Genomic DNA, 22857 nt, shown 5'->3' on the forward strand with positions numbered 1-22857 from the left:
CGGTTACAAACATGTAAACTTCGTAAATACGATTTACTCTCATTCGCGATTCCCTATATTTACCACCCCTGTTGGCCACCAGACTGTGTTTGCGAGGCCGGTGGGCGAGAGCTCCCGGTTTCCGACAGGGATGTGCCGTTTCGCTCATGAATCGCAGGAGATGTACCCATGCAGTGCAGAACTTCACCCAACAGCCTGGCCTTGGCGTTCGTTGCGCTGGCGTCACCGGCCATGGTCGCCACCGCGGCCCAGGCTGAAGAGCAGCGCACGGGTGAGGTGCTGGAAGTGCCGGTTGCCGACAACGCGCTGGTGATTCAGGACACCCTGATCACCGCCGAGCGCGAGGCGCGTCAGGCCTTGGGTTCGTCGATCATCACCGCCGACGACATCAAGCGCCACCCGCCATCCAATGACCTGTCCGATATCATCCGCCGCGAGCCCGGCGTCAACCTGACCGGCAACAGCGCCAGCGGCGCACGCGGCAACAACCGCCAGATCGACCTGCGCGGCATGGGCCCGGAAAACACCCTGATCCTCATCGATGGCAAGCCCTCCAGCGCCCGCAACGCGGTGCGTTATGGCTGGAACGGTGACCGTGATACCCGGGGTGAAACCAACTGGGTGCCCGCCGAGGCAGTTGAGCGTATCGAGATCCTGCGCGGCCCGGCCGCCGCTCGCTACGGCTCCGGCGCCATGGGTGGGGTGGTGAATATCATCACCAAACGCCCCACCGACGAGCTCAAGGGCAGCGTCAGCCTGTTCACCCAGTTGCCGGAAGACAGTGCCGAGGGTGCCAGCCGCCGCGCCAACTTCAACCTCGGTGGCGGCCTCACCGATAACCTTGGTTTCCGGCTGTTCGGCGGCCTGGCCAAGACTGACGCTGACGACCTCGATATCAACGCCAGCCACGCCAACAGCGCACTGGTTGCCGGCCGTGAGGGTGTGCGCAACAAGGACATCAACGGCCTGCTCAGCTGGAAGCTGAACGATGAGCACCGCTTCGAAGCCAGTGCAGGCTACAGCCGGCAGGGCAATATCTATGCTGGCGACACCATGAACAGCAACGGCGGCAGCGACGTCGCACTGATTTCCAGCCTGTATGGCCACGAAACCAACGTCATGCAGCGCAGCACCTACGACCTGACCCACCTGGGCGACTTCACCTGGGGTACCAGCAAGACCACGCTGGCCTACGAATACGTGCGCAACTGGCGCCTCAACGAGGGTTTGGCCGGTGGCCCGGAAGGGGCGATCAACGACAGCGGCGCGGCGATGTCGCGGTTGCGCAACACGCGCTTGAACAGTGAGGTCAACTTGCCGTTCGCCCTGGGCAGCACCGAGCATGTGCTGACCCTGGGGGGCGAGTACCTGTACGAGTCGCTCAACGACCAGGGCTCGTTCCGTCCGCAGAGCTTCGACCCGAGTGGCTCGGGCAATGACGCGATCAGCGGTTTCGACCGCAGCGAATCGAAGATGACCGCCAAAAGTTACGCGTTGTTCGTCGAGGACAATATCGTCATCGGCGACACGACGGTGACGCCTGGCTTGCGTTTTGACCATCACGAGATGTTTGGCGACAACTTCAGCCCCAGCCTGAACCTGTCGCACAAGCTCACCGAGGCGCTGTCGGTCAAAGGCGGCATTGCTCGCGCGTACAAGGTGCCAAACCTGTACCAGTCCAACCCCAATTACCTGCTGTACAGCCGCGGTAACGGCTGCAGTGTGGAGCAGACCAACTCCGGTGGTTGCTACCTGCAGGGTAACGCCGACCTCAAGCCGGAAATCAGCGTCAACAAGGAGATTGGCCTGCTGTACGACCGCGGCACCTGGCGTACCAGCGCCACCTACTTCCGCAATGACTACAAGAACAAGATCATCGGCGGTACCGATGTGCTCTATGCCATCAACAGCGGCCGCCGCGTGACCCAGTGGGAAAACGCAGGCAAGGCGCGGGTGGAAGGTATCGAGGGCAACTTCTTCATCGAGCTGACGCCGACCCTGGACTGGAACACCAACCTGACCTGGATGCTCGACAACGACAATCGCGAGACTGGCGAACCGCTGTCGGTGATCCCGGAATATACCGTCAACACCACCTTGGACTGGCGCGCCACCGAGCAGCTGTCGTTCCAGGTGGCGGGTACTTACTTCGGTAAACAGAAGTCGCCGACCTACAACTACCGCACCCAGCAAGACTACGACCAGGCCGCGCAGCAGGACGTCGAGGCCTATGGCCTGGTGGACGTGAGCGCGGGGTACAAGTTCAACGCCAACTACGACGTGCGGGTGGGCGTGAACAACGTGTTCGACAAGCAGATCCTGCGTGGCGGCAACGCCAGCAGTTCGGGGGCCAACACGTATAACCAGCCGGGCAGGGCGGTGTTTGCCGCGCTGAATATCAACTTCTGATCCAAGGGGCCGCTATGCGGCCCAATCGCCGGACCTCAAGGAACCCTCCGATGATCAAAGCCCCTGCCTGGCTACAACTACTCTCCCGCAGCGCCGCCGCGTTGCTCGGCGGCTACGCCCTCAGCTACGCCGCCAGTGCCTGCCTGGCCCGCATCCTGCCGCTATCTGCGGCCGATGCGGTCATTGTTGCGACCCTGCCGTCGTTCATTTTTTACACCGTCGCCATCCTCTGGGCCTTCGCCTGCCGTGATGCCCTGCGCGCCTGGGCGCCACTGGCACTGGCTGCGCCCCTTGCCCTGATCGGTTTCTGGCCGCAGGTAATGGAGCGGCTGGCATGAAGAACACTTTCACCCAATCGATGGCCTGGCTGCACACCTGGGCCGGGCTGATCTTCGGCTGGCTGTTGTTCGCCATCTTCGTCACCGGCACCCTGGCGGTGTTCGACAAGGAGCTCAACCACTGGATGCAGCCGGAAATCCCGGCCACCCAGGTGTCCCAGGCCGACGCTGCCCGGCGCGCTATCAACTACCTGCAGGCCCATGAACCACAGGCTGGCAACTGGGGTATCAGCCTGCCGAGCGAGCGCGCGCCAGGGCTGCGCGTTTCTACCGGCGAGCGCCGCCACGGCGGTGGCGTGCAGCTGGACCCGCGCACCGGCGAGGCCATCGAGGTGCGCGACAGTGTCGGCGGCAACTTCTTCTTCCGCTTCCACTTCACCCTCGACCTGCCACGCAACTGGGGTATTTTCGTGGTCGGTGCGCTGGCGCTGGTGATGCTTGCGGCACTGGTGACCGGCATCGTCATCCACAAGAAGATCTTCAAGGAATTCTTCACCTTCCGGCCGAACAAGGGCCAGCGCTCGTGGCTGGATTTCCACAACGCCAGTGCGGTGCTGTTGCTGCCGTTCCACCTGATGATCACCTACACCGGCCTGGTGATCTTCATGCTCATCTACATCCCCGCCGGGGTCGATGCGCTCTTTGCCGGCGACGCACGCGCCTACTTCCAGGCCCAAGGCAATGCTCGCGTGGAACAGCCCCGTGGCTTGGCCAGGCAGCCGGCCGCGCTGGTGGACGTAGCACCGCTGCTGGCCCAGGCCGAGGCCCGGCTGGGGCCGATTGGCGGCTTGAATATCCGCAACCCGAACACGGCGGCGGCGCGCGTCGAAATCCGCCCCGAACTGGGCAACCGCATCGCGCTGGCCAAGGGGCAAGCCATGGTCTTCGATGGCGTCAGCGGGCAATTGCTCAGCGACGTGCCTGAGTGGCGCGCGGTGCCTTTGACCCAGCGGGTCATGGTTGGCCTGCACTTCGCGCAGTTCGGCGGCTATCCGATGCGTTGGCTGTACTTCGTGTGCGGGCTGGTCAGCTGCCTGATGATCGCCAGCGGCCTGGTGCTGTTCTGCGTGAAGCGCGGGCGCAAGTATGCCAGCGCCACTGCCGATGCTTCGGCACGGCGCTGGTACCGGGTGGCCGAGGTGTGCAACGTGGGCTTCATCAGCGGTTTGCTGCTGGCGTGTGTCGGGCTGCTGTGGGCCAGCCGCTTGTTGCCGGTGGAACTGGCACAGCGGGAGAGCTGGGAAGTACGTGCGTTCTTTGGTGTATGGCTGCTGGCGCTGTTGCATGCGGGTGTCAGGCCGGCACGCCGGGCATGGGCCGAGCAACTGTTGCTGACGGCGTTGCTGTGCATCGGCCTGGGTGCGTTTGGCGGCCTCGAAGATGCCATGCGCCTGGGCGTAGCGGCCTGTGCCTTGGTACTGGGCGTGTTGGTTGGGCTGGTGGCCTGGCGGGTGCGGCAAGCACAACCGGTGCAGCAGAAGGCCCGGGCAGGGCGGCGACAGGAGGCCGAGGCATGATGATGTGGATTGCAGGCGCAGTGTTGTTCGCTTATGCCGGTATGCTCGGGCTGTGCCAGGGGCTGGAGCGGCATTACAAACAGGTGTGGAATCGCACCTGCCCGCGCGCGTGGAGGATCGGCCTGCGCAGTGCCGGTTGGTTGGCGTTGCTGGCGAGCCTGAAGCTATGTGCCCAGGCCTGGGGCTGGGCCATGGGGCCGGTGGCCTGGTTCGGCGTGCTGTCGCTGGCGGGGTTGGTGCTGGTGATGTTGTTGCCGTACTGGCCGCGGCTGGCGGTGGGATTGGTGGGGGCGCTGCCGGTGTGGGGTTTGGTGCAGGTGGTTACCCATCTCTGAACTGAACGGGCCTGCAATGTATACGCGTTTGTGCGGGCGGCGACATTGTTGCAGCCAAAAGCCTCGCAGCATGCTAAACCATGGGCCCCTGCCCGCTGCGAGAGAGCCCCGGTGAAAGCCGTCCGCCTGACCCTGATCTGCCATGCTCTGACCCAGGCCCAGAAGACTGGGCGCCTGCACCGTGCAGATGACGGCATCTTGCCGTTGACCCAACACCCCGACGCCATCGTGCCCGGCATGCAGGTGCTGACTGCGCCAGAGCGGCGAGCCTGCGAGACGGCGGCGTGGTTGTCGGGGCTGGCGCAGAGCGAGCCGGCATTGGCCGATTGCGACCTGGGGCGTTGGCAGGGTTTGCCGTTGAAGCAGTTGCAATCTGAACAACCGCAGGCGTTGGCAGACTGGCTGCAGGACCCGGCCAGTGCGGTCCATGGTGGGGAGTCGTTTGCTGCGCTATGCCAGCGTGTGGCCAGCTGGCTGGCGGCTTTCGACACGCCGGGTGAGTGGCTGGCGGTGACTCACCCGATGGTCATGCGCGCCGTGCTGGTACAGGTGTTGGGGTGCCCGATGCAGGCCAGCCAGCGTATCGACGTGCTGCCGCTTTCGCGCCTTGAGCTGAGCTTTACCGGGCAGTGGCGCCTGCGCCTGGGCTGAAGGTCAGAACGCCAGCTTGTAGCCGATCAGCAGCAGCATCGCCGCCAGGCATGGACGCAGCACGCGGTCGGAGATCCGTCCGGTGAGGTGGCTGCCCAGGTAAATGCCCGGCAGCGAGCCCAGCAGCAGGTAACCCAGCAACGACCAGTCCATGTTGCCCATGCCGGCGTGGCCCAGGCCTGCTACCAGGGTGAGCGGCACGGCGTGAGCGATTTCGGTACCGACCAGGCGGCGCGTGACCAGAAACGGGTACAACAGGAACAGCGCCACCGTACCCAGTGCGCCAGCACCGATGGAGGTGAGGGTAACCATTACCCCCAGTACCACGCCAGTAAACACGGTAAGGGTGTTCAGGCTACGGTCGCTGAGGTGGTAGTGGTCACCGGCATGGCGGCTGGCGAAAGCCTGCAGGCGCGATTTGAACAGGATGGCCAGCGCGGTCAGGATCAGTACCACCGCCAGGCCCTGCTTGATGATGGCGTTGAGCGCCGAGGTGTCGGTGTGCAGGGTGTTGAGGAACCACAGCGTCAGCGCTGCGGCGGGCACGCTGCCCAGGCTGAGCAGGCCGGTGATCTTCCAGTCGATGTTCTTGTGGCGCGCATGCACCCAGACGCCACTGGCCTTGGTGATTGCCGCATAGAGCAGGTCGGTACCGACGGCCGTCGCCGGGCTGATGCCAAACCACAACAGGATCGGGGTCATCAGCGAGCCGCCACCGACGCCGGTCATGCCGACGATGAAACCCACGACCAGGCCCGCAATGGTGAAACCGAAAGAACCTACATCCATACGCTACTCGACTGCCCATCTTTGCCCGTTATCGGATGCAGCCAGCATATAGATTTTTTTATAGCCAAATAGACTTGTTCGTTATTAGGTTATAACCGGGCGCCTTCAGCGATCGGTCATCACCACCATCACATGCGCGTCCCCGCCATCCTCGCTTTCCGACAGGTAGATGTGCCCTACCTGGCTGTCGAAGTACGCGGTTTCCTGCGGCCCGATGCTCACGGCTTCCCCGGTTTCGAACTCGATGCGCACGCGCCCGCTCAGCACCAGGGCGAACTCTTGCCCGGGGTGGCGGATAAAGTCGTCAAACTGGCCCCGTTCGCGGGCGATGATGCGGGCATAGGCCGGGGTCATGCGCCGCTCGGGGAAGTCGCCAGCAATGGGGTGGTAGTCGTAGGTGCCGGTGGAGTACCCCGCCGCTGCAGGTAGCGAGTCGACCACCACGGTCACCGGTACCGGGGTGGTGACCGTACCGCCGGCGCGAAACAACTGGGCAATGTCGACATTCAACGCCCGTGCGGCGGCAGCCAGCTTCTCGTAGCTGACCGAGACTTGTGCCAGCTCCATCTTCGACAGGGTGGACACCGGTACGCCACTGGCTTCGGACAATTGCTTGAGTGTCATCTGGCGCGCCTTGCGCACCTGGCGCAGGCGCTGGCCGACTACAGTGCGGTCAAGCAGGGGTAGGGCAGCGGGCATTCAGGGCTCTCGGCATACGGCGTGGGTCGGGCATCTTACCTTGGACACTTGCGTATTTCTAAATTCTCATATATTAGAATTCTCATAAATGATAATTAGCCTGGCAGGAGCGTGCATGACCCCAACCTACGACACCCTGATCATCGGTGCCGGCATTGCCGGTGCGTCGCTGGGCTATCGCCTGGCGGGCCAGCAGCGCGTACTGCTGCTCGAGCGCGAATCACAGCCTGGTTACCACTCCACCGGGCGCTCGGCGGCCATGTTCATGGAGGCCTACGGCACCGCGCAGATCCAGGCACTGACCCGCGCCAGCCGGGCCTTTTACGAAACGCCGCCACAAGGCTTCTGTGAGCATCCGCTGCTGGAACCGCGCGGCTGCCTGTATGTGGCCAGCGTGGAGCAGCGCGAGCTGCTTGAGCAGACCCATGCGCAGAACCTGGCCAATGGCACCGAAGTCCGCCTGCTTGACCGTGACGCCGCCCTGGCCCTGGTGCCCAGCCTGCGTTGCGAAGCCCTGGCCGGCGCAGTGCTTGAACCGGGTGCCATGGACCTGGATGTTCACGCCTTGCACCAAGGCTTCTTGCGCGGTTTACGCGCCGCCGGCGGAGAGCTGCGCTGCAACGCCGAGCTTGTCCAGGCCTCGTACCTGGACGGGCTGTGGCAGGTGGAGCTGGGTGACGGCAGCCGGGTGCAGGCCCGTCAGTTGGTGAACGCTGCTGGCGCCTGGGCTGACCGCGTGGCCGAGCAGTGCGGCGTGGCGCGCATCGGCCTGCAACCTTGCCGGCGCAGCGCGTTCACCTTCCCCGGCCCGGCAGACCAGGACTTCGCCCGCTGGCCGGCAGTGATCGGCGTCGACGAAAGCTTCTACTTCAAACCCGACGCCGGCCAGTTGCTGGGGTCGCCAGCCAATGCCGACCCGGTGGAACCCCAGGACGCCGCGCCCGAAGAGCTCGACGTCGCCTTGGGCATCTACAACATCGAAGCCATGACCACCTTGGCGATCCGACGCCCCAGCCACACCTGGGCCGGGCTGCGCTCGTTCGTTGCCGACGGTGACCTGGTGATCGGTTTCGATGCGCACGCCCCCGCGTTTTTCTGGCTGGCGGCGCAAGGTGGCTATGGCATCCAGTCCGCCGCCGGCGCCTCGCGCCTGGCCGCCGACTTGCTGCTTGGCCAACACCTGTGCCCTAGTCTTGTCAGCCAGGGCGTGGCGCCCGAGCGCCTGTCCCCGGCCCGTTTCCAGCAATCCTGAAAGGAGCATCTCATGAGCAATGACATCCAGCGTTTCCCCAGCAGCCTGCCGTTTCCGTTTTCCCGTGCGGTGAAGGCGGGTGGTTTCCTGTTCCTCTCCGGCCAGGTGCCGATGAGTGCCAGCGGCGAAGTGGTGCGCGGTGATATCCAGACCCAGACCCGCGCCGCCTGCGAGCGCATCGCCGAAAGCCTGGCAGCGTGCGGCGCGCGTTTCGACCAAGTGGTAAAGGCCACGGTATGGCTGTCGGACATGAGCCATTTCGCCGGTTTCAACGAGGTCTACAAAGAGTTCTTCGGCGCGGCGCTGCCAGTGCGTTCGACTGTGGCCTCGGCGTTGGCACTGGGGGTGGACGTGGAGATTGAAGTGCAGGCGTTTGTCGGCGACGAGTAACCAGGCACGAAGCTTTTGTAGGAGCAGCGCAAGGCTGCGCCTACAAGAGATATGGGGTGGCAGTAAGACAACAACAATAAATCCAGAGGTTCACATGCAAGAGCAACTGAAGATTGCCGGCGCATTTGTCGGCGTGATCGTGGGGGCAGGGTTCGCTTCAGGGCGGGAACTGTTGTTGTTCTTTGTCGACTTCGGCGTGTGGGGGCTGGTCGGCGCGCTGGTCAGCGCCGCCCTGTTCACCTTCCTCGGCATGGCCCTGGCGGCGTTGGGCAACCGCCAGCAGGCCACATCGCACAAGGATGTGATCCAGGCCATCTGCGGCCGCCACCTGGGCCTGTTCGTCGACTGGCTGATCACCTTTTTCATGTTCGCTGTCACCGTGGTCATGCTGGCCGGCGGTGGTGCGCTGCTGGAGCAGCAGTTCGGCATTCCGGCACTGACCGGCAGCGTGCTGGTAACGATGGTGGTGGTGGGCATCGTGTGCCTTGACGTGCGCAAGGTGATCCTGGCCATTGGCGCCATCACCCCGCTGTTGATCCTGGTGGCGTCGGCAATCGCGTTGTATGCCGTATTCACCCGCGACCAGAGCTTCGCCGCGCTGGATCACCTGGCCAGCCAGCAACAAGCCGGCACCCGCCACTGGCTGCTGGGCGCGTTCCTGTATGTGTCTTACAACATTGTGGCTGGTGCGCCGATCCTGGCCATACTGGGCGGTTCGGCCAAGGGCGAGAAAACCGCAATGTGGGGTGGCCTGCTCGGTGGCGCGGCGCTGGGTGGCCTGATGCTGGTGATGAGCGCGGGGCTGTTGTCGCGCCTGGACAGCGTGGCCGACTTGCCCATGCCGATGCTGTCGATTGCCAGCGAGGTGTCGCCGCTGCTGGGGCTAGTGATGTGCCTGATCATCTTCGGCATGATCGTCAACACCGCGGTGGGTACGTTGTTCTCGTTCCTTTCACGGCTGCTTCCGGCGGGCACGGCGAAGTTCCGCTGGGGCTCGGTGGTTACCGGGGTGGTGGCGTTTGGTTGCAGCCTGGTGGGGTTCATCAGCCTGGTTGGGGAGGTGTACCCGTTCTTTGGCTACCTGGGGTTCGTGCTCATGGCAGCGGTGTTGCTGGCCTGGGTGCGGCGGGGCAGGGCCGCCAAGGCGGCGTTGGCATAAGGGGCTGCTGAGGAGTTCGATCGCGACGCAAGGCCGCTCCCACAGGTATAACGCGGTACTTGTGGGAGCGGCCTTGTGTCGCGATTAGGGCGCAAAGCGCCCTCAGGCAATTAAATCCTGAAGCTGCCCACCAGTTGCTTCAAGCGCCCGGCCTGCTGGGCCAGCTGGTCGCAATGGCGCAGGGTGTCGTTGAGGTTTTCCACACCCTGCTGGTTCAGGGCGTTAATCTGGGTAATGTCCAGGTTAAGGCTCTCGACCACGGCAGTCTGTTCTTCGGTGGCGGTAGCCACCGACTGGTTCATGCCATCGATTTCGCCAATGCGCTGGGTCACACTGGCCAGGCGCACACCGGCCTGGTTGGCCACCTGCACAGTCTGCTCGCTGGACACCTGGCTGGTGTTCATGGTGTGCACCGCTTCGCGCGAGCCTACTTGCAGGCTGGTGATCATGCGGTGAATTTCTTCCGCCGATTCCTGGGTGCGGTGCGCCAGGTTGCGCACTTCGTCGGCCACCACGGCAAAGCCACGGCCAGCTTCACCGGCACGGGCCGCCTCGATGGCGGCGTTCAGGGCCAGCAGGTTGGTTTGCTGCGAGATGCCCTTGATCACGTCGAGGATCTTGCCGATTTCGTCGGTGCTGGCGTTAAGCGTTTCGATCTGCGCGCAGGATTCGCTGATGCGCTGCGACAGGGCGGTCATGGCGCTGATCGCTTCCTCGACCACTTCACGGCCGCCGTGGGCCTGCTCACTGGCGCCGCTGGCATGCTGCGAGGCATCGGCGGCGTTGCGGGCGATTTCCTGGGTGGCGGCACCCAGCTCGTTGATGGCGGCGGCCACGCTGTTGGTGCGCATGCTCTGTTCTTCAGAACCACTGATCGAGGCGTTGGAGGCGCTGACCACTTTCTCCGACAGGTCATGCACCAGGCGGGTGGCCGAAGACACTTCGCTGATCGAGGCATGGATGCGCTCGACAAAGCGGTTGAACGAGGTGGCCAGCTCGCCGAACTCGTCCTTGTTCTGCACGGTCAGGCGGCGGGTAAGATCACCTTCACCCTCGGCGATGTCGCGCATGGCGCGGCCCATGGTGGTGAGCGGGCTCATCAGCACCGGGATCAGCAGGCCGAGCAGGCCGGCGATGGCCGCCACGGCAATCAGCATGGCGATGATCGCCGAGGTGCGGAACTGGCTGAGCGCGGCGTAAGCCTTGTCTTTGTCGATCGACAGACCGATGTACCACTGCGCCGACGGCAGCCCGGCCACCGGGGCGAAGGAGATGATGCGGTCCTGGCCGTTCAGGGTGACATCCTGCATGCCAGCGGCAACCCGCAGATTGCTGCCGGGGTAGATGTCCTTGAGGTTCTTCATCACCTGGTCTTTGTCTGGGCTGACAATCACCTGGCCATTGGCGTCGGCCAGGAAGGCATGGCCGATGCCACCGAAATCCACCGAGTTGATGATTTCGACCAGGGTGTCGAGGGTCACGTCACCACCGACCACACCCAGCAGTTCGCCATTGTTCTTGCTCTTCACCGGGGTGGCGATGGTCACCATCAGGCCACCGACGGCGCCCTGGTAAGGGGCTGTCAGCACGGTTTGCCCGGCGTTGGCGGCGGCGCCATACCACGGGCGCTGGCGGGGGTCGTAACCGGCAGGCATCTGGGTGTCCGGGCGCTGGGTGAACACCCCGTTGGCCTGGCCCAGGTAGGTGAACAGGAAATTGCGCGTGTAGGAAGGCTGCTCGATCAGCCCGGCCAAGGTATCGCCGGCACCTTGCTGGCCGATGTCCTGGGCCAGGTTTTCCAGCACCAGGATGCGCCCGCTCATCCAGTTTTGCACGCTGCTGGCGGTCAGTGCACCGGACTGCTGCACCGAGGCTTCGATGTTCTGGCGAATAGTGTTGCGTTGCAGGTAGTCGTTGTAGAGCGTGAACAGGGCAAATGCCAGGACCACGACGCCGCAGGCGCTGAGCAGGATCTTGTGGCGAAATTTCAGGTTCATGTTTCGAGACCTTGAGCCAATGAGGGGAGGGCGCAGCACGCTCATGACGCGATGCGGGGCCTGTCGACCGGGATATCGGCCCAAGAGGTAAAAGATTGAAGCACTTACAGTAATTTCTTAGGGGCGTTTCGACAGACGGCAGTCACTGATTCGCCAGCTGTTCGATCAACAGCCGTGCAGCCTGCTGCAGCGGTTGTTGTCTGCGCCAAAAAATGTGTACCGGCAGCTGCAACTCGTTGCGCGTATTGCGAAAATCCAGGCGTACAAGGCGCCCGCTGGCCAGCAGCGGCGCGACCCGCGACAGCGGCAGGTCGCCCCAGCCCAGGCCGGCTTCGACCATCTGTAATGCCAGGTCGAAGCTGTCGGTGGACCAATGCGTTGCACCAATCAGCGGGCGCGGGTCGGCCAGTGGCAAGTCGCGGCTGCGTACAAGAATCTGGCGCACCCGGGTCAGGTCTTCGAGGTAGTGGATGCGCCCCTCGCGCAAGGCTGGGTGGGTGGGCGACAGCGTCGCCACCAGCGACTCCATGCCGATGTGCTGGAAGCCTCGGCGGGCATCGACCTGCAGGCCGGCAAAGGCCACACAGAGGTCGGCCCGCCCACTGTCCAGCAGATGCAGGGCTTCTTCGTGCGGGGCGCTGAGCAGGGCGATGTCCAGCAACGGGTGGCGCTCGCCGAGGCTGGCGATGGCGGCCAGCAACGGGCGGTGGTCGATGTCCGGCACAACGGCCACGCTCAGGCTGCTTTCCAGCCCCTGGGACAGCTCCAGGGCATGTACCTGAAGCAGCCCCAGCTGTTCGGCAATCAGCCTGGCGTGTGGCTCCAGGGCCAAGGCCTTTGCGGTAGGCCGGACCTCGCGTGAGCCGCGTTCGAACAGGCTGTAGCCCAGCTCGGCCTCAAGGTTGCCGATGGCCATGCTCACGGCCGAGGGCACCCGCTGCAGGGCGCGTGCGGCGGCGGAAAACGAGCCGCGGTCGAGCACGGCAAGAAACAGCTGGATGTTGTCGCTGGAAAAGTTCATGGCAGCCTCCTGTCAGTAGATCTGACAGCTACTGACTTTTGCTGTCAAGCACGATGAAGCATGATCGCGCCCCATCGCTATTGTCATTGGAGGTAACCCCGGGTGCAGGGACTGAAACGCAAACTGGTCTACGTGACTTTCTATGAACTGATCGGGCTGTGCATGTCGACCCTCGGGCTGGCCTACCTGTCGGACACCCAGGCGTCGCATACCGGGCCATTGGCGGTCATGATCACCACCATCGCCATGCTCTGGAACCTGGTCTACAACACCCTGTTCGAACACTGGGAGAGCCGCCAGGCCAAGCGCGGTCGCAGCGTGGGGCGCCGAGTGGCGCATGCCATCGGTTTTCAGCTGACCCTGGTGGTGTACCTGATCCCGCTGATTGCCTGGTGGCTGGACATGACGCTGGTTGAAGCGCTGCTGGTGGACATGGCGTTCATCATTCTGGTGCCGTGTTACACCTTTGCCTACAACTGGGCGTTTGACCGGGTGTTTGGGCTGCCCAGCTCGGCCATGGCTACCGCCTAAGGCGGCAGGCGGATGATCAAAGGTTCTTGCTGCTGCTTCACCTGCTGCTCAGCCGGTTGCTCGGCTGGCCGCGGCATGCTGGCCAGCAAGCTGTCCTCAACCTGCCCCGACAGGTAATACACCCCCGCCATTGCCCCGCTCTGGCGGTTCTCCATCAACTCCTGCCATTCCTGGTTCAGTGCCACGTTGAGGATCACCCGCAACTGCTCGACCATCTGCGGCTGCTCGCGGTCATGGGTCATCATGCCGTAGCCGGCCGCGGCGATCGAAATCATGGCCCCTGCCACTTTCCCGACTGCCGATGCCACGGCGCTGGCGATGCCGCGTGGGGCCAGGGTAGCGCCGAGCTTGTCGCTCGCCTGGGTGGCCACCGAATTCAGCCCGACATCGGTCTTCCCGGGGCCTTTGCTGGCCAGTTGGTGAAGGTGCTGGCGCATGGCTTGCCAGGCCGGCTGCTGGTCCAGCGGCTTGGCCCGTAGCAGTTGATACAGGCTGGCATTGCGGGCATCCGGTGGCCCCAGGGCGATGGCGGGGATCCGGTTGAGGCGCTGGCTGAGCTGCTCGGGCGGTGCGTTGTAGCGGCTGATGATGGCTGGCAGCTGCTGGCCGAACAGTTGCAGGTACAGCTCGCAGGCCCGGTCGCGGATGCCCTCGGGGTTGATCTGTTCGGCCACCGGCTCGATCACCCGCTCGTGGTACTGCTCCTGCAGGTACAGGGCCAAGCGCTTTTCCGCAGGTTCCCGGCCTTTGCCACTGTCCAGTTTGTACCAGGCCACCTTGAGGGTCAGCCACTGCTGGGTCCAGTAGCCGGTGAACCAGGGGATGAAGTCACTTTCAGTGCGCTGTTGTACCTGCTCCCGCCACACCCGCATGGAGCGCCGGGCATAGTCGTTGGCCGAACCGGCGGCGCCGACCGAGGCATCGATCAGTTCCTGGTCGATGCGTTGCCAGGCGGCAGGCGTGAGCACCGCAGGGGGTGGCGGGGCAGGCGGGCGCTTGCCCGCGCAACCGGCGAGCGCCAGTAGAAGGCACAGCAGCAGAGGGATTCGAGAACTCACGCAACCGCCTCCCTGGTAGAGGCTGGGGTGGTTCTCGCAGTATAGGGTGGGGTTATTGGAGCTGCTGTGCAGCCCATCGCCCGGCCACCGCGGCCCCTGTAGGAGCAGCCTTGTACTGCGAAGAGGCCGGCAAGGCAAAAGATCATCTTCGCCAGCTATGGCCTCTTCGCAGCACGAGGCTGCTCCTACAGGAACCGCGTCAGCATGAGCCGCTATTTCAGGTCGAGCTTTTCTTCCAGGCGGTCCAGGTGCTTGTGCATCAGCCCAAGCGCCGCCTCGGCATTGCCTTGCTCCACGGCATCGATGATCGCCGCATGTTCCTGCCAGGCGCAGTGGTCGCAGCACGGCGATTCGTAGCGGGCGATGATCAGCGAGGTCATGGGAACCAGGCCATTGAGAAACCGCGCCAGTGGCGCATTGGCTGCCACCTGCGCCAGCTTGAGGTGAAACTCGCCGCCCAGGCGGATCGCCGCGCAACGTTCGCCGCTTTCATGGTGCTGGCGTTCGCGGTCCACCAGTTGCCGCAGCTGGCGCACCTGCGCCGGCCGGGCGCGCTGGGCAGCCAGGGTGATCAGTGTGGTTTCGGCCAGGCGCCGGGCACTGAGCACCTGGCGCGCCTGGTCCGGGTCGGGCGCGGCCAGGTGCGCGGTGTGGCTGGGGCGCTGCACCACCACCTGCTGGTCGGACAGGCGCCCAAGTACACGCCGAATCACGGTGCGGCTGACACCAAAGGCATGGCCCAGCGCCTGCTCGGGCAACAGGGCCCCCGGTGGCAGGCGCTGTTCGAGAATGGCGTCGAACAGCCGAGGGTAGATCTGCTCGGCCGACAGGCGGGTTTCGCCAGCAGCCAGCAGGGCTGGCAGGTGGGGGGCGGCGTTCATGGTCGCTCTCCTGGGGTCATGGGCGCGGGTGGTCGTCCGGGATGTTCAACGGGATGCCCATGCGCTGGCCTTCGGCCAGAATATGCTGGCGCATCTGGGCGCTGGCTTGGGCACTGTTGCGTTCGCGAATGGCGCGTACCACGGCTTCGTTTTCCTTGAGCCGCGCGGCCAGGTGTTCCGGCGAATTGCGCAGCATGTCGGCACTTTGCTTCAAGGCATTGCCGGTCTGCTGCACCACGCTCTGGAAGATCGGGTTGGTGGTAAGGGTGAACAACGCCTCATGGAACGCGATGTAGGCTTTTACCCCGGCTTCGCTGTCATCGGCCTCCAGCGCTTCACGCATGTCCATCAGGGTGAGGCGCAACTGGCCGACGTCCTGGCTGTTGGCCGACTGCGCCACCAGCCCGACGATGAAGGGTTCGAGGGTGTAGCGCAGCTCCAGCACATCGGCCAGGCTGGCCGAAGCGCTGGTGTCCATGCCTGGTTCCGGGATGACGGCGTCGGCGTCCAGTACCAGTACGCCCTTGCCCGGCAGCGAGCGTACCAGGCCCAGGGTTTCCAGTACGGTCACCGCTTCGCGCAGGCTTGGGCGGCTGATGCCCAGCTGTTCGGCCAGCTCACGCTGGCCCGGCAGCATGTCGCCGGTGCGCCATTGGCCCCGGGCCAGGGCCTGGCGCAGTTTTTCCACCACTGAGGTGACGACGGTCGATGAGCTGATCACGGTTCGCTCCTGCAAGGGCCGGCGTCATCGCCGGCCACTTTCGGTCAAAATTCCTGTTGATGATGTGTGTTGGGCTGTTTGCGCGGCGTCGGGGTAAAGCCGAGCTTGCCGTCGAGCACGTTCTGCGCGCGCTCCAGGTCAATGTCCTTTTCCCAACGAGCGATGGCCACGGTCGCCACGCAGTTGCCAATCAGGTTGGTCAATGCCCGGCCGATGCCCATGAACCAGTCCACCGCCAGCACCAGCACCAGGCCCACCACCGGAATCGCCGGCACGGCTGTCAGGGTGGCGGCGAGGATCACCAGCGCCGAGCCTGGGATGCCGTGAGCCCCCTTGGAAGTCACCAGCGACACCAGCAGGATGGTCAGCAGGTCGGTCATTTCCAGCGGTGTGCCGGTGGCGTTGGCGATGAACACGATGGCCAGGGTCAGGTAGATGGAGAAGCCGTCGAGGTTGAACGAGTAGCCGGTGGGGATGACCAGGCCGACCGTGGAGCTGCCAATGCCCAGGTGCTCCAGCTTGCGCATGATCTGTGGCAGCACGGCGTCGGACGACGCGGTGCCAAGGACGATGGTCAGCTCTTCACGCAGGTACTTGATCAATGGCAGCAGCTTCAGGCCCGACAGGCGCATCACCGTACCCAGCACGATCAGCACGAAGCCGGCGCAGGTCAGGTAGAACAGTGCCACCAACCCGCCCAGGTGCTGCAGCGACTCCAGGCCATACTTGCTGGTGGTGAAGGCGATTGCGCCGAACACGCCGATGGGGGCCAGGCGCACGATCATGCCCATGATGCGGAAGATCACATGGCTCAGTTCGTTGATCAGCCTTGAGATGCCAGCGGCCGAGTCACCCACCAGGTTCAGTGCGCTACCGAAAAGCACCGAGAACAGCAGCACCTGGAGAATGTTGTTGTCGGCGAAGGCACCCACCACCGAGGTGGGGATCAGGTCCATGAAGAACGCCGTGGCGCCATGGATGTGCTGGCCGCGCTCGGCCAGGCCGTTGGCATCGGCGCTGGACAACTGGTCCAGGTGGATGTTGGCACCGCTGCCGATGCCGCTGCTGAAGGCGAACACCAGGCCGATCACCAGCGCCAGGGTGGTCAGCACTTCAAAGTAGATCACCGACTTCAGGCCGATGCGCCCGACCTTTTTCAGGTCGCCCGCGCCCGAGATACCGCTGACCACCACGCAGAACACGATCAGGCCGATGAGCATCTTGATCAGCTTGATGAAGCCGTCGCCGAGGGGTTTGAGTTGCAGGGAGAGGTCGGGAAAACTGAGACCGCAGGCGATGCCGAGGGCAAGGCCGAGCACGACTTGCAGGAATATCGAACGCGAGCACCATTTGAGCATGGGGGGAGTCTCTGATCGGTGTCCTTGCTTCGGTAGCCGCACGGGGCGAAAGAGCGCAGGACTTAATTATTGTGGTCTTACCGGTTTGTTCAGCGCGAAGCCATAAAAGCGCGAAAAATCCTACATTGCAAGGGTTTTTGGCCTTACCGGTCTGACCAGTTGTGGTGCAATTTGGCTTGCCAGGCTCTACTTCGGTGCGTGCCGTGTGGGGATCCCGTACGCGTTTGTGCAGGGCCCGGCCACTGCCGGGAATACCGCTGCAATCAGCTTGCCAAGCGCGGCCGGGAACGTTGAATCATCGATAACGCCATGATCCGTAAGGTTTATTTGCTTTATGTGGCGGGACTCGTAGAATCCCGCGCCTGACCGGGCAGTCACCAAGAGCGCTTTTACGGATTTTTTTCCCGCAAAGGCTCGCAGCAGGCGCCTGGCACCCCCTTGAATGGAGTCTCATCGTGCGCCTCAACCTGCCGGTAACCCCGGTCGAGCAACGTTTTCCCTCTGGCCAGCGGCTGATTTCCGCTACCGATACCGCCAGCCTGATCACCTATTGCAACCCTGAATTCGCCGCCATCAGCGGCTACAGCGATGCCGAACTGATCGGCAGCCCGCACAACCTGGTGCGCCACCCGGACATGCCGCCGGCGGTATACGAGTTGATGTGGCGCTACCTGAAGGCTGGCAAGAGCTGGATGGGCATCGTCAAGAACCGCTGCCGTAACGGCGACTATTACTGGGTCAACGCCTACGTCACGCCTATCCTCGAAGGCGGGCGGGTTGTTGGCTATGAGTCGGTACGGGTGTGCCCCACGCGTGAGCAGGTCGCCCGCGCCGAGGCCCTGTATGCGCGGATGCGTACCGGCCAGGCGGTACTGTCGGCGCCGCGGCGGCTGAGCCTGCTGGTGCAGGCCCTGGCGTTGCCCCTGGCCGGTGGGCTGTTGGCGCTGGGCGCCAACCAGCTGTGGCCTGGCCTGGTGGGACAGGGGCTGACCGTGGGGTTGTTCATGGCGTATGGCCTGTGGGCACGCAACGCCCTCGGCCGCCAGATACAGCAGGTGGTCGAGGGGGCCGAAGGTACCTTCGCCGACCCGGTCGCGGCGTTGACTTACAGCGACCTGCCTGGCGCTGCCGGGCAGCTGCAACTGATGCTGATCAGCGAAGAGGCACGGTTGAAAACTGCGTTGACGCGGTTGAGCGACCTGGCCGGGCAAATGGCCGTGGCGGCCCACGATGCCGGGCAGTTGTCACGCAGCACCGAGGCAGCGTTGCTGGAGCAGCGCGCAGAAACCGACCTGAGCGCCACGGCAATGAACCAGATGGCGGCCTCCATCGGTGAAGTGGCCAACCACGTGCAGTTGACTGCGGCCGAAGCCCACACGGCGCACCAGCTGGCCGAACAGGGTAGCCAGGTGGCCGATGCCAGCGGCGCGGCCATTCGCACCTTGGCCAGCACGGTGACCCAGATCAACCAGGCAGTCAGCCACCTGGCCGGTCAGACCGGTGCCATCGCCGAGGCGGCCGGGATGATCCGCGGTATTGCCGAGCAGACCAACCTGCTGGCCCTGAACGCAGCCATTGAAGCCGCGCGTGCGGGCGAACAGGGCCGTGGTTTTGCCGTGGTCGCCGATGAGGTGAGGGCGCTGGCTGACAAGACCCGCCAGTCGACCCTGCACATCCAGGCCATAATCGACACCTTGCGCAGTGGCGCCGAGGAAGCCGTGGCAATTGCCAGCCAGGGCATCACGGGCGCAGAGCAGGGTGTTGCCCAGGTACAGGAAACCCGCGAAGCACTGCATGGCATTCGTGATGCGGTGCAGCGTATCAGTGACATGAGCCAACAGATGGCCACCGCCTCGCAGCAGCAGTCGGCAGTGGCTGAGGACGTTTCGCGGCAGATCAATGGCGTGGCCGGCATTGCCCAGCACAGCGCTCAAAGCGCCAACGCTGCCGCCTCGCGCGGGGCCGAACTGGAACAGGTGTGCGTCGGCTTGCGCGCCCTGGTGGAGCGCTTCAACCGCTAAGGCAGGATGCTTCATGGATGATAACTATCGTGCGGCCGTGGACGCGGCCGCGATCTTTTCCGAAACCGACCTGCGTGGGAACATCACGTACGTCAACCAGCAGTTCTGCAGCATCTCGGGCTACAGCCGCGAGGAACTGCTGGGTGCCAACCACCGTATCCTCAACTCCGGCCTGCACGAGCCGGCGTTCTTCGTCGGCATGTGGCAGGCCCTGACCGCCGGGCGGGTGTGGAAGGGCGAAATCTGCAACCGGTCCCGGGACGGTTCGCTTTATTGGGTCGACAGCACCATGGTGCCACTGGTCGACCCGCTGACTGGCCAGGTGCGCAAGTATGTGTCGATCCGCTTTGACGTCACCGAGAAGCGCCAGCTGCTGCATACCTTGCAATGGCGGGTGGGCCACGATGTGCTCACTGGCCTGCCCAACCGCGCCTACCTGTCCGACCTGCTGAACCAGGCCTTGGCCTACTCGCGCCGCGAAGACATCTCGCTGGCGGTGTGCATGCTCGACCTGGATGGCTTCAAGGCGGTCAACGACGGCTACGGGCATGCCGTGGGCGACCTGCTGCTGGTGGAGGTGGCGCAGCGCTTGAAGAGTATCTTGCGCGGTGCTGATGCCGTGGCCCGGTTGTCGGGTGACGAATTCGTGCTGATCCTGCGCAATGTCGATGATGAGCGCCAGCTGCATGCAGCCCTGAGGCGGGTGTTGCGGGCATTGGCGGCGCCCTGTGTGGTACGCGAACACACGCTGTCGCTCAGCGCCAGCATCGGCGTGACCCTGTACCCCCAGGATGACGAAGATGCCGATACGCTGGTACGCCACGCCGACCAGGCCATGTATGTGGCCAAGCAGCGTGGGCGCAACCGCTATCACTTGTTCGACGTATCGCAGGAGCAGGAACTCAAGGCCACCCACCAGACGGTGGCGCGGGTCCGACGGGCCCTGAACAACCACGAGCTGTGCCTGTATTACCAGCCCAAGGTCAACCTGCGCAGTGGCCAGGTGCTAGGTTTCGAGGGCTTGCTGCGCTGGCAGCGGCCAGGCCGTGGCGTGGTGCCGCCCGGCGATTTTCTGCCCTGGGTTGAGCAGACCGACCTGATCGTCGAAATCGGCGAATGGGTGATCGGCCAGGCCCTGAGCCAGCTGCAGGCCTGGGGGCGCCAGGGGCAGCCTTGGTCATTGAGCGTGAACATCGCTGCACGGCATCTACAGCGCAGTGACTTTACCGAGCGCCTGCAGCAGCTATTGGCAGCGTACCCGCAGGTGGACCCGTCGCGGCTGGACCTGGAAATCGTCGAGTCAGTGGCCATCGACAACCTGCAGCACGTCAGCCGCTGCCTGGACGCCTGTCGTGCGCTGGGCGTGCGCTTTTCGCTGGACGATTTCGGCACCGGTTACTCGTCGTTGAGTTACCTCAAACGCTTGCCGACCCAGACGATCAAGATCGACAAATCGTTCGTGCGGGACATCCTGCACGACCAGGATGACCTTGCCCTGACCGCCGCGGTGATCGGCCTGGCGCGAGCCTTCGGCCGCGAGGTCGTAGCCGAAGGCCTGGAGAGTGTGGAGCACGGCAGGGTGTTGATGGGCCTGGGCTGCGAGCTGGCGCAGGGCTATTGCATCGCCAGGCCGATGCCGGCCAGTGAAGTGCAAGCTTGGGCACAGACCTACCGCCAGCCGGTGCAGTGGCGCGACCCTTGAGCGGCAATCAGCCGCTCTGACTGACCTGGATGCAATAACAGCCAAATTGGCTGAATGAACGCGATCAAGTGCAGCATTGGTGCAAATATGGCTTCATCGCGCCCGCAAACGCTTGTACAGCGTGGTGCGGCTGATCCCGAGCCGACGTGCGACTGCCGAGAGGTTGCCGTTGGCTTGCTCGACCAGCATCTGCAGGTCCGTCTCTTCGGCCGCCACCAGCACCGCCATCTGCGACTCGGCCAGAAAGCCCGCAGGCAGGTGCTCTACGCCGACAGGCCCGTTGCCCGCCAAGGCCAGCGCAACTTGCAGCACGCTTGCCAGTTCACGCAGGTTGCCTGGCCAAGGGTGTTGATCCAGCAGGTCGATAATGGCCGGGGACAGCCGCGCGGGTTGCCCAGGGTCGCGAAAACGCGCATGCACCTGCTCGATCAACTGGCGCCGGTCACCGCGTTCGCGTAGCGGCGGCAGTACCACGGCCAGGCCGGCGATACGGTAATACAGGTCCTGGCGAAAGCGCCCGGCGCGCACTTCTTCGGCCAGGTCGCGGTTGCTGGCCGACACCACGCGGATATCCACTGCCACCGGCTCGCCACTGCCCAGCGGCTGTATGCTCCGCGACTGCAGCACACGCAGCAGGCGTGCCTGGGTAGGCAGTGGCATGTCGCCGATTTCATCGAGAAACAGGATGCCGTGGTGGGCTTTGCGGATCAGCCCCGGGTTGCCCTTGTGGTGCGCGCCGGTGAAGGCGCCTTTGTCGTAGCCGAACAGCTCCGACTCCACCAGCTCGGCGGGGATCGCCGCACAGTTGACGGCGACCAGCGGCCGGTTGGCACGGCTGCTGGCGCGGTGCAGGCTGTCGACGAACACTTCCTTGCCGACGCCGGTTTCACCTTGCACCAACACCGGGATGTCCTTTTCCAGTAGCAGGCCGGCCTGTTGCAACGCTTTTTCCAGGCGCGGCTCGCCACTGTCGGCCTCGGGGCGGCGAGCGGTTTTGCGTGGGGGATGCCACTGGCAATGAAAGCGGTTGCGCCCGGTGGCTTGCAGGGCAAATGCCTGTTCTCTGGGATGACTGAGCAGCTGTTGCAGGGGCAACTGGAACAGCTGCTCGATGTTCTGCCGCAGCGGATTACCACCGAGCAGGCTGTCGGCCCGGTGATTGGCGGCCAACACCTGCCCGCGCTCATCGAACACCAGCAGGCCGGCCCAAGGGCTGTCGAGGTTGTCGGAGGCGCTATTGAAGATCAGCTGCGCATGCCGGTCGGCATGCTCGGCGAGTATCAGGCGGTTTTCCAGGCTCTGGCCCATCATGCGCACCAGGCCAAGCGTCTGGCTGGCCGGCAGGTAGCCGTCGCTGGCAACGTCGAGCACCCCGACCAGCTGCCGCGCTGCGTCGAACAGGGGGGCGGCTGCGCTGGACATGTAGCGGTTCTGGCGCAGGAAGTGCTCGTCCTGGCCCACGTGGATCGCCTGGGCGCAAATCAGCGTGGTGCCCAGGGCATTGGTGCCGACGCCACGCTCGAGCCAATGGGCACCGGCGCTGAAGCCCTGCTGCTGGTTCGGCTCGATGAAACGCCGCGAGCCCCAGCTATCGAGTATGCAGCCGCTGGCATCGGCCAGCATCACCAAGTAGCTGGCGTTGCCCAGCAGGTGTGTGTATTGCGGCAGTACTTCCTCGCGGGTCAGGCGCAGCAGAGCCTGGCGCTGTTCCAGCAATGCGCTGAGCTCGGTGCGGGTCAGGCAGTCGAAATCCGGCGCGTGCTGCGGCTGCAGGCCGTGATCGCGGCAGCGGGCCCAGGAAGCCTGGATCAGCTGGGCGTGGGTGGAAGCGGATGCGGCCATGGGCCTGTCCTTTGGGTTGTTGTTATGGGCCGACCGCTGTTCAGTGTTGTCCACGGGTGTTCATTGTCAAACCGGCAAGTGTTCAGTTGTTCAGTGATTGTGTTCAGGTGTGAAGCCGCGATTTGCCAGCGCTGCCACCCAGGCCCCGGACCAGAGCACCGGGGAGCGATTGGCACGGAACTGGCT

19 protein-coding genes and 2 pseudogenes are annotated in these 22857 nt (G+C 64.2%); 12 read left to right on the forward strand and 9 right to left on the reverse strand.

Translation table 11 applies throughout. The annotated features are described in order from the left end of the window. Positions 1–168: 168 nt before the first annotated feature. The 5 genes from WF331_RS06005 to WF331_RS06025 all read left to right on the forward strand — a co-directional run bounded on the left by WF331_RS06005 (position 169) and on the right by WF331_RS06025 (position 5250). Positions 169–2409: a TonB-dependent siderophore receptor gene (locus WF331_RS06005; protein ID WP_174370483.1), complete on the forward strand. Its 2241-nt coding sequence runs from the start codon at positions 169–171 to the stop codon at positions 2407–2409. Positions 2410–2459: 50 nt separating this feature from the next. Next, the gene (locus WF331_RS06010) at positions 2460–2747 is read left to right on the forward strand and encodes a hypothetical protein (RefSeq protein WP_016500587.1); all 288 of its coding nucleotides are present in this window, start codon (positions 2460–2462) and stop codon (positions 2745–2747) included. Continuing rightward, on the forward strand, positions 2744–4264 hold the full coding sequence (locus tag WF331_RS06015; RefSeq protein WP_284363862.1) for a PepSY-associated TM helix domain-containing protein: 1521 nt from the start codon (positions 2744–2746) through the stop codon (positions 4262–4264). The genes WF331_RS06010 and WF331_RS06015 overlap by 4 nt, the downstream gene beginning before the upstream one ends. Next, entirely contained in the window at positions 4261–4599 is a 339-nt protein-coding gene (locus WF331_RS06020) for a DUF3325 domain-containing protein (RefSeq protein ID WP_041167796.1), read from the forward strand. The genes WF331_RS06015 and WF331_RS06020 overlap by 4 nt, the downstream gene beginning before the upstream one ends. Before the next feature lie 111 nt (positions 4600–4710). Continuing rightward, a complete protein-coding gene (locus WF331_RS06025) occupies positions 4711–5250 on the forward strand; it encodes a histidine phosphatase family protein (protein WP_016500584.1) in 540 nt (179 codons plus the stop codon). A 3-nt stretch (positions 5251–5253) separates the two neighbouring features. Here the strand turns inward: WF331_RS06025 and WF331_RS06030 are convergent, their stop codons facing one another. Both WF331_RS06030 and WF331_RS06035 read right to left on the reverse strand, forming a co-directional pair. After that, complete coding sequence (locus WF331_RS06030) at positions 5254–6039, reverse strand: sulfite exporter TauE/SafE family protein (protein ID WP_016500583.1); 786 nt, start codon at positions 6037–6039, stop codon at positions 5254–5256. 105 nt (positions 6040–6144) lie between these two features. Beyond that, a complete protein-coding gene (locus WF331_RS06035; RefSeq protein ID WP_049275195.1) occupies positions 6145–6738 on the reverse strand; it encodes a helix-turn-helix domain-containing protein in 594 nt (197 codons plus the stop codon). A 115-nt stretch (positions 6739–6853) separates the two neighbouring features. Here WF331_RS06035 and WF331_RS06040 point away from each other — a divergent pair, with 115 nt between their 5' ends. The 3 genes from WF331_RS06040 (at position 6854) to WF331_RS06050 (ending at position 9539) form a co-directional block, all read left to right on the forward strand. After that, a complete protein-coding gene (locus WF331_RS06040) occupies positions 6854–7990 on the forward strand; it encodes an NAD(P)/FAD-dependent oxidoreductase (RefSeq protein WP_340622733.1) in 1137 nt (378 codons plus the stop codon). Between the two features lie 12 nt (positions 7991–8002). Then, positions 8003–8380, forward strand: a complete 378-nt coding sequence (locus WF331_RS06045) for a RidA family protein (RefSeq protein ID WP_016500580.1) — start codon at positions 8003–8005, stop codon at positions 8378–8380. Between the two features lie 94 nt (positions 8381–8474). After that, entirely contained in the window at positions 8475–9539 is a 1065-nt protein-coding gene (locus WF331_RS06050; RefSeq protein WP_284363855.1) for a YkvI family membrane protein, read from the forward strand. A 110-nt stretch (positions 9540–9649) separates the two neighbouring features. Here WF331_RS06050 and mcpA read toward each other — a convergent pair whose 3' ends face one another. Beyond that, complete coding sequence (gene mcpA, locus WF331_RS06055) at positions 9650–11536, reverse strand: methyl-accepting chemotaxis protein McpA (protein ID WP_016500578.1); 1887 nt, start codon at positions 11534–11536, stop codon at positions 9650–9652. Between the two features lie 142 nt (positions 11537–11678). Beyond that, positions 11679–12557, reverse strand: a complete 879-nt coding sequence (locus WF331_RS06060) for a LysR family transcriptional regulator (RefSeq protein WP_284363852.1) — start codon at positions 12555–12557, stop codon at positions 11679–11681. Positions 12558–12659: 102 nt separating this feature from the next. Between WF331_RS06060 and WF331_RS06065 the strand changes: the two genes are divergently transcribed. Further along, entirely contained in the window at positions 12660–13088 is a 429-nt protein-coding gene (locus WF331_RS06065; protein ID WP_016500576.1) for a PACE efflux transporter, read from the forward strand. Here the strand turns inward: WF331_RS06065 and WF331_RS06070 are convergent. The 4 genes from WF331_RS06070 to WF331_RS06085 form a co-directional block, all read right to left on the reverse strand. Beyond that, positions 13085–14146: a hypothetical protein gene (locus WF331_RS06070; RefSeq protein ID WP_016500575.1), complete on the reverse strand. Its 1062-nt coding sequence runs from the start codon at positions 14144–14146 to the stop codon at positions 13085–13087. The genes WF331_RS06065 and WF331_RS06070 overlap by 4 nt on opposite strands. A 212-nt stretch (positions 14147–14358) precedes the next feature. Beyond that, a complete protein-coding gene (locus tag WF331_RS06075; protein WP_016500574.1) occupies positions 14359–15027 on the reverse strand; it encodes a GntR family transcriptional regulator in 669 nt (222 codons plus the stop codon). A 16-nt stretch (positions 15028–15043) separates the two neighbouring features. After that, complete coding sequence (locus WF331_RS06080; protein ID WP_284363848.1) at positions 15044–15748, reverse strand: FadR/GntR family transcriptional regulator; 705 nt, start codon at positions 15746–15748, stop codon at positions 15044–15046. A gap of 44 nt (positions 15749–15792) precedes the next feature. Beyond that, on the reverse strand, positions 15793–17106 hold the full coding sequence (locus WF331_RS06085) for a C4-dicarboxylate transporter DctA (protein WP_016485879.1): 1314 nt from the start codon (positions 17104–17106) through the stop codon (positions 15793–15795). A gap of 455 nt (positions 17107–17561) precedes the next feature. Here WF331_RS06085 and WF331_RS29250 point away from each other — a divergent pair. The 3 genes and pseudogenes from WF331_RS29250 to WF331_RS06095 form a co-directional block, all read left to right on the forward strand. Next, positions 17562–17891 (forward strand): annotated as a pseudogene (locus WF331_RS29250) (PAS domain-containing protein); the annotation flags it as partial. A 750-nt stretch (positions 17892–18641) separates the two neighbouring features. Next, positions 18642–19127: pseudogene (locus WF331_RS29255) on the forward strand (methyl-accepting chemotaxis protein); the annotation flags it as partial. Between the two features lie 13 nt (positions 19128–19140). Further along, positions 19141–20829 carry a putative bifunctional diguanylate cyclase/phosphodiesterase gene (locus tag WF331_RS06095; RefSeq protein ID WP_059395697.1) on the forward strand — a complete coding sequence of 563 codons (1689 nt, stop codon included), beginning with the start codon at positions 19141–19143 and terminating at the stop codon, positions 20827–20829. Positions 20830–20922: 93 nt separating this feature from the next. Here the strand turns inward: WF331_RS06095 and WF331_RS06100 are convergent, their stop codons facing one another. After that, positions 20923–22671, reverse strand: a complete 1749-nt coding sequence (locus WF331_RS06100) for a sigma-54-dependent Fis family transcriptional regulator (protein WP_174370493.1) — start codon at positions 22669–22671, stop codon at positions 20923–20925. Positions 22672–22857: the final 186 nt, after the last annotated feature.

It is taken from the genome of Pseudomonas sp. YNh (genome assembly GCF_037993085.1).
Lineage (GTDB): Bacteria > Pseudomonadota > Gammaproteobacteria > Pseudomonadales > Pseudomonadaceae > Aquipseudomonas > Aquipseudomonas putida.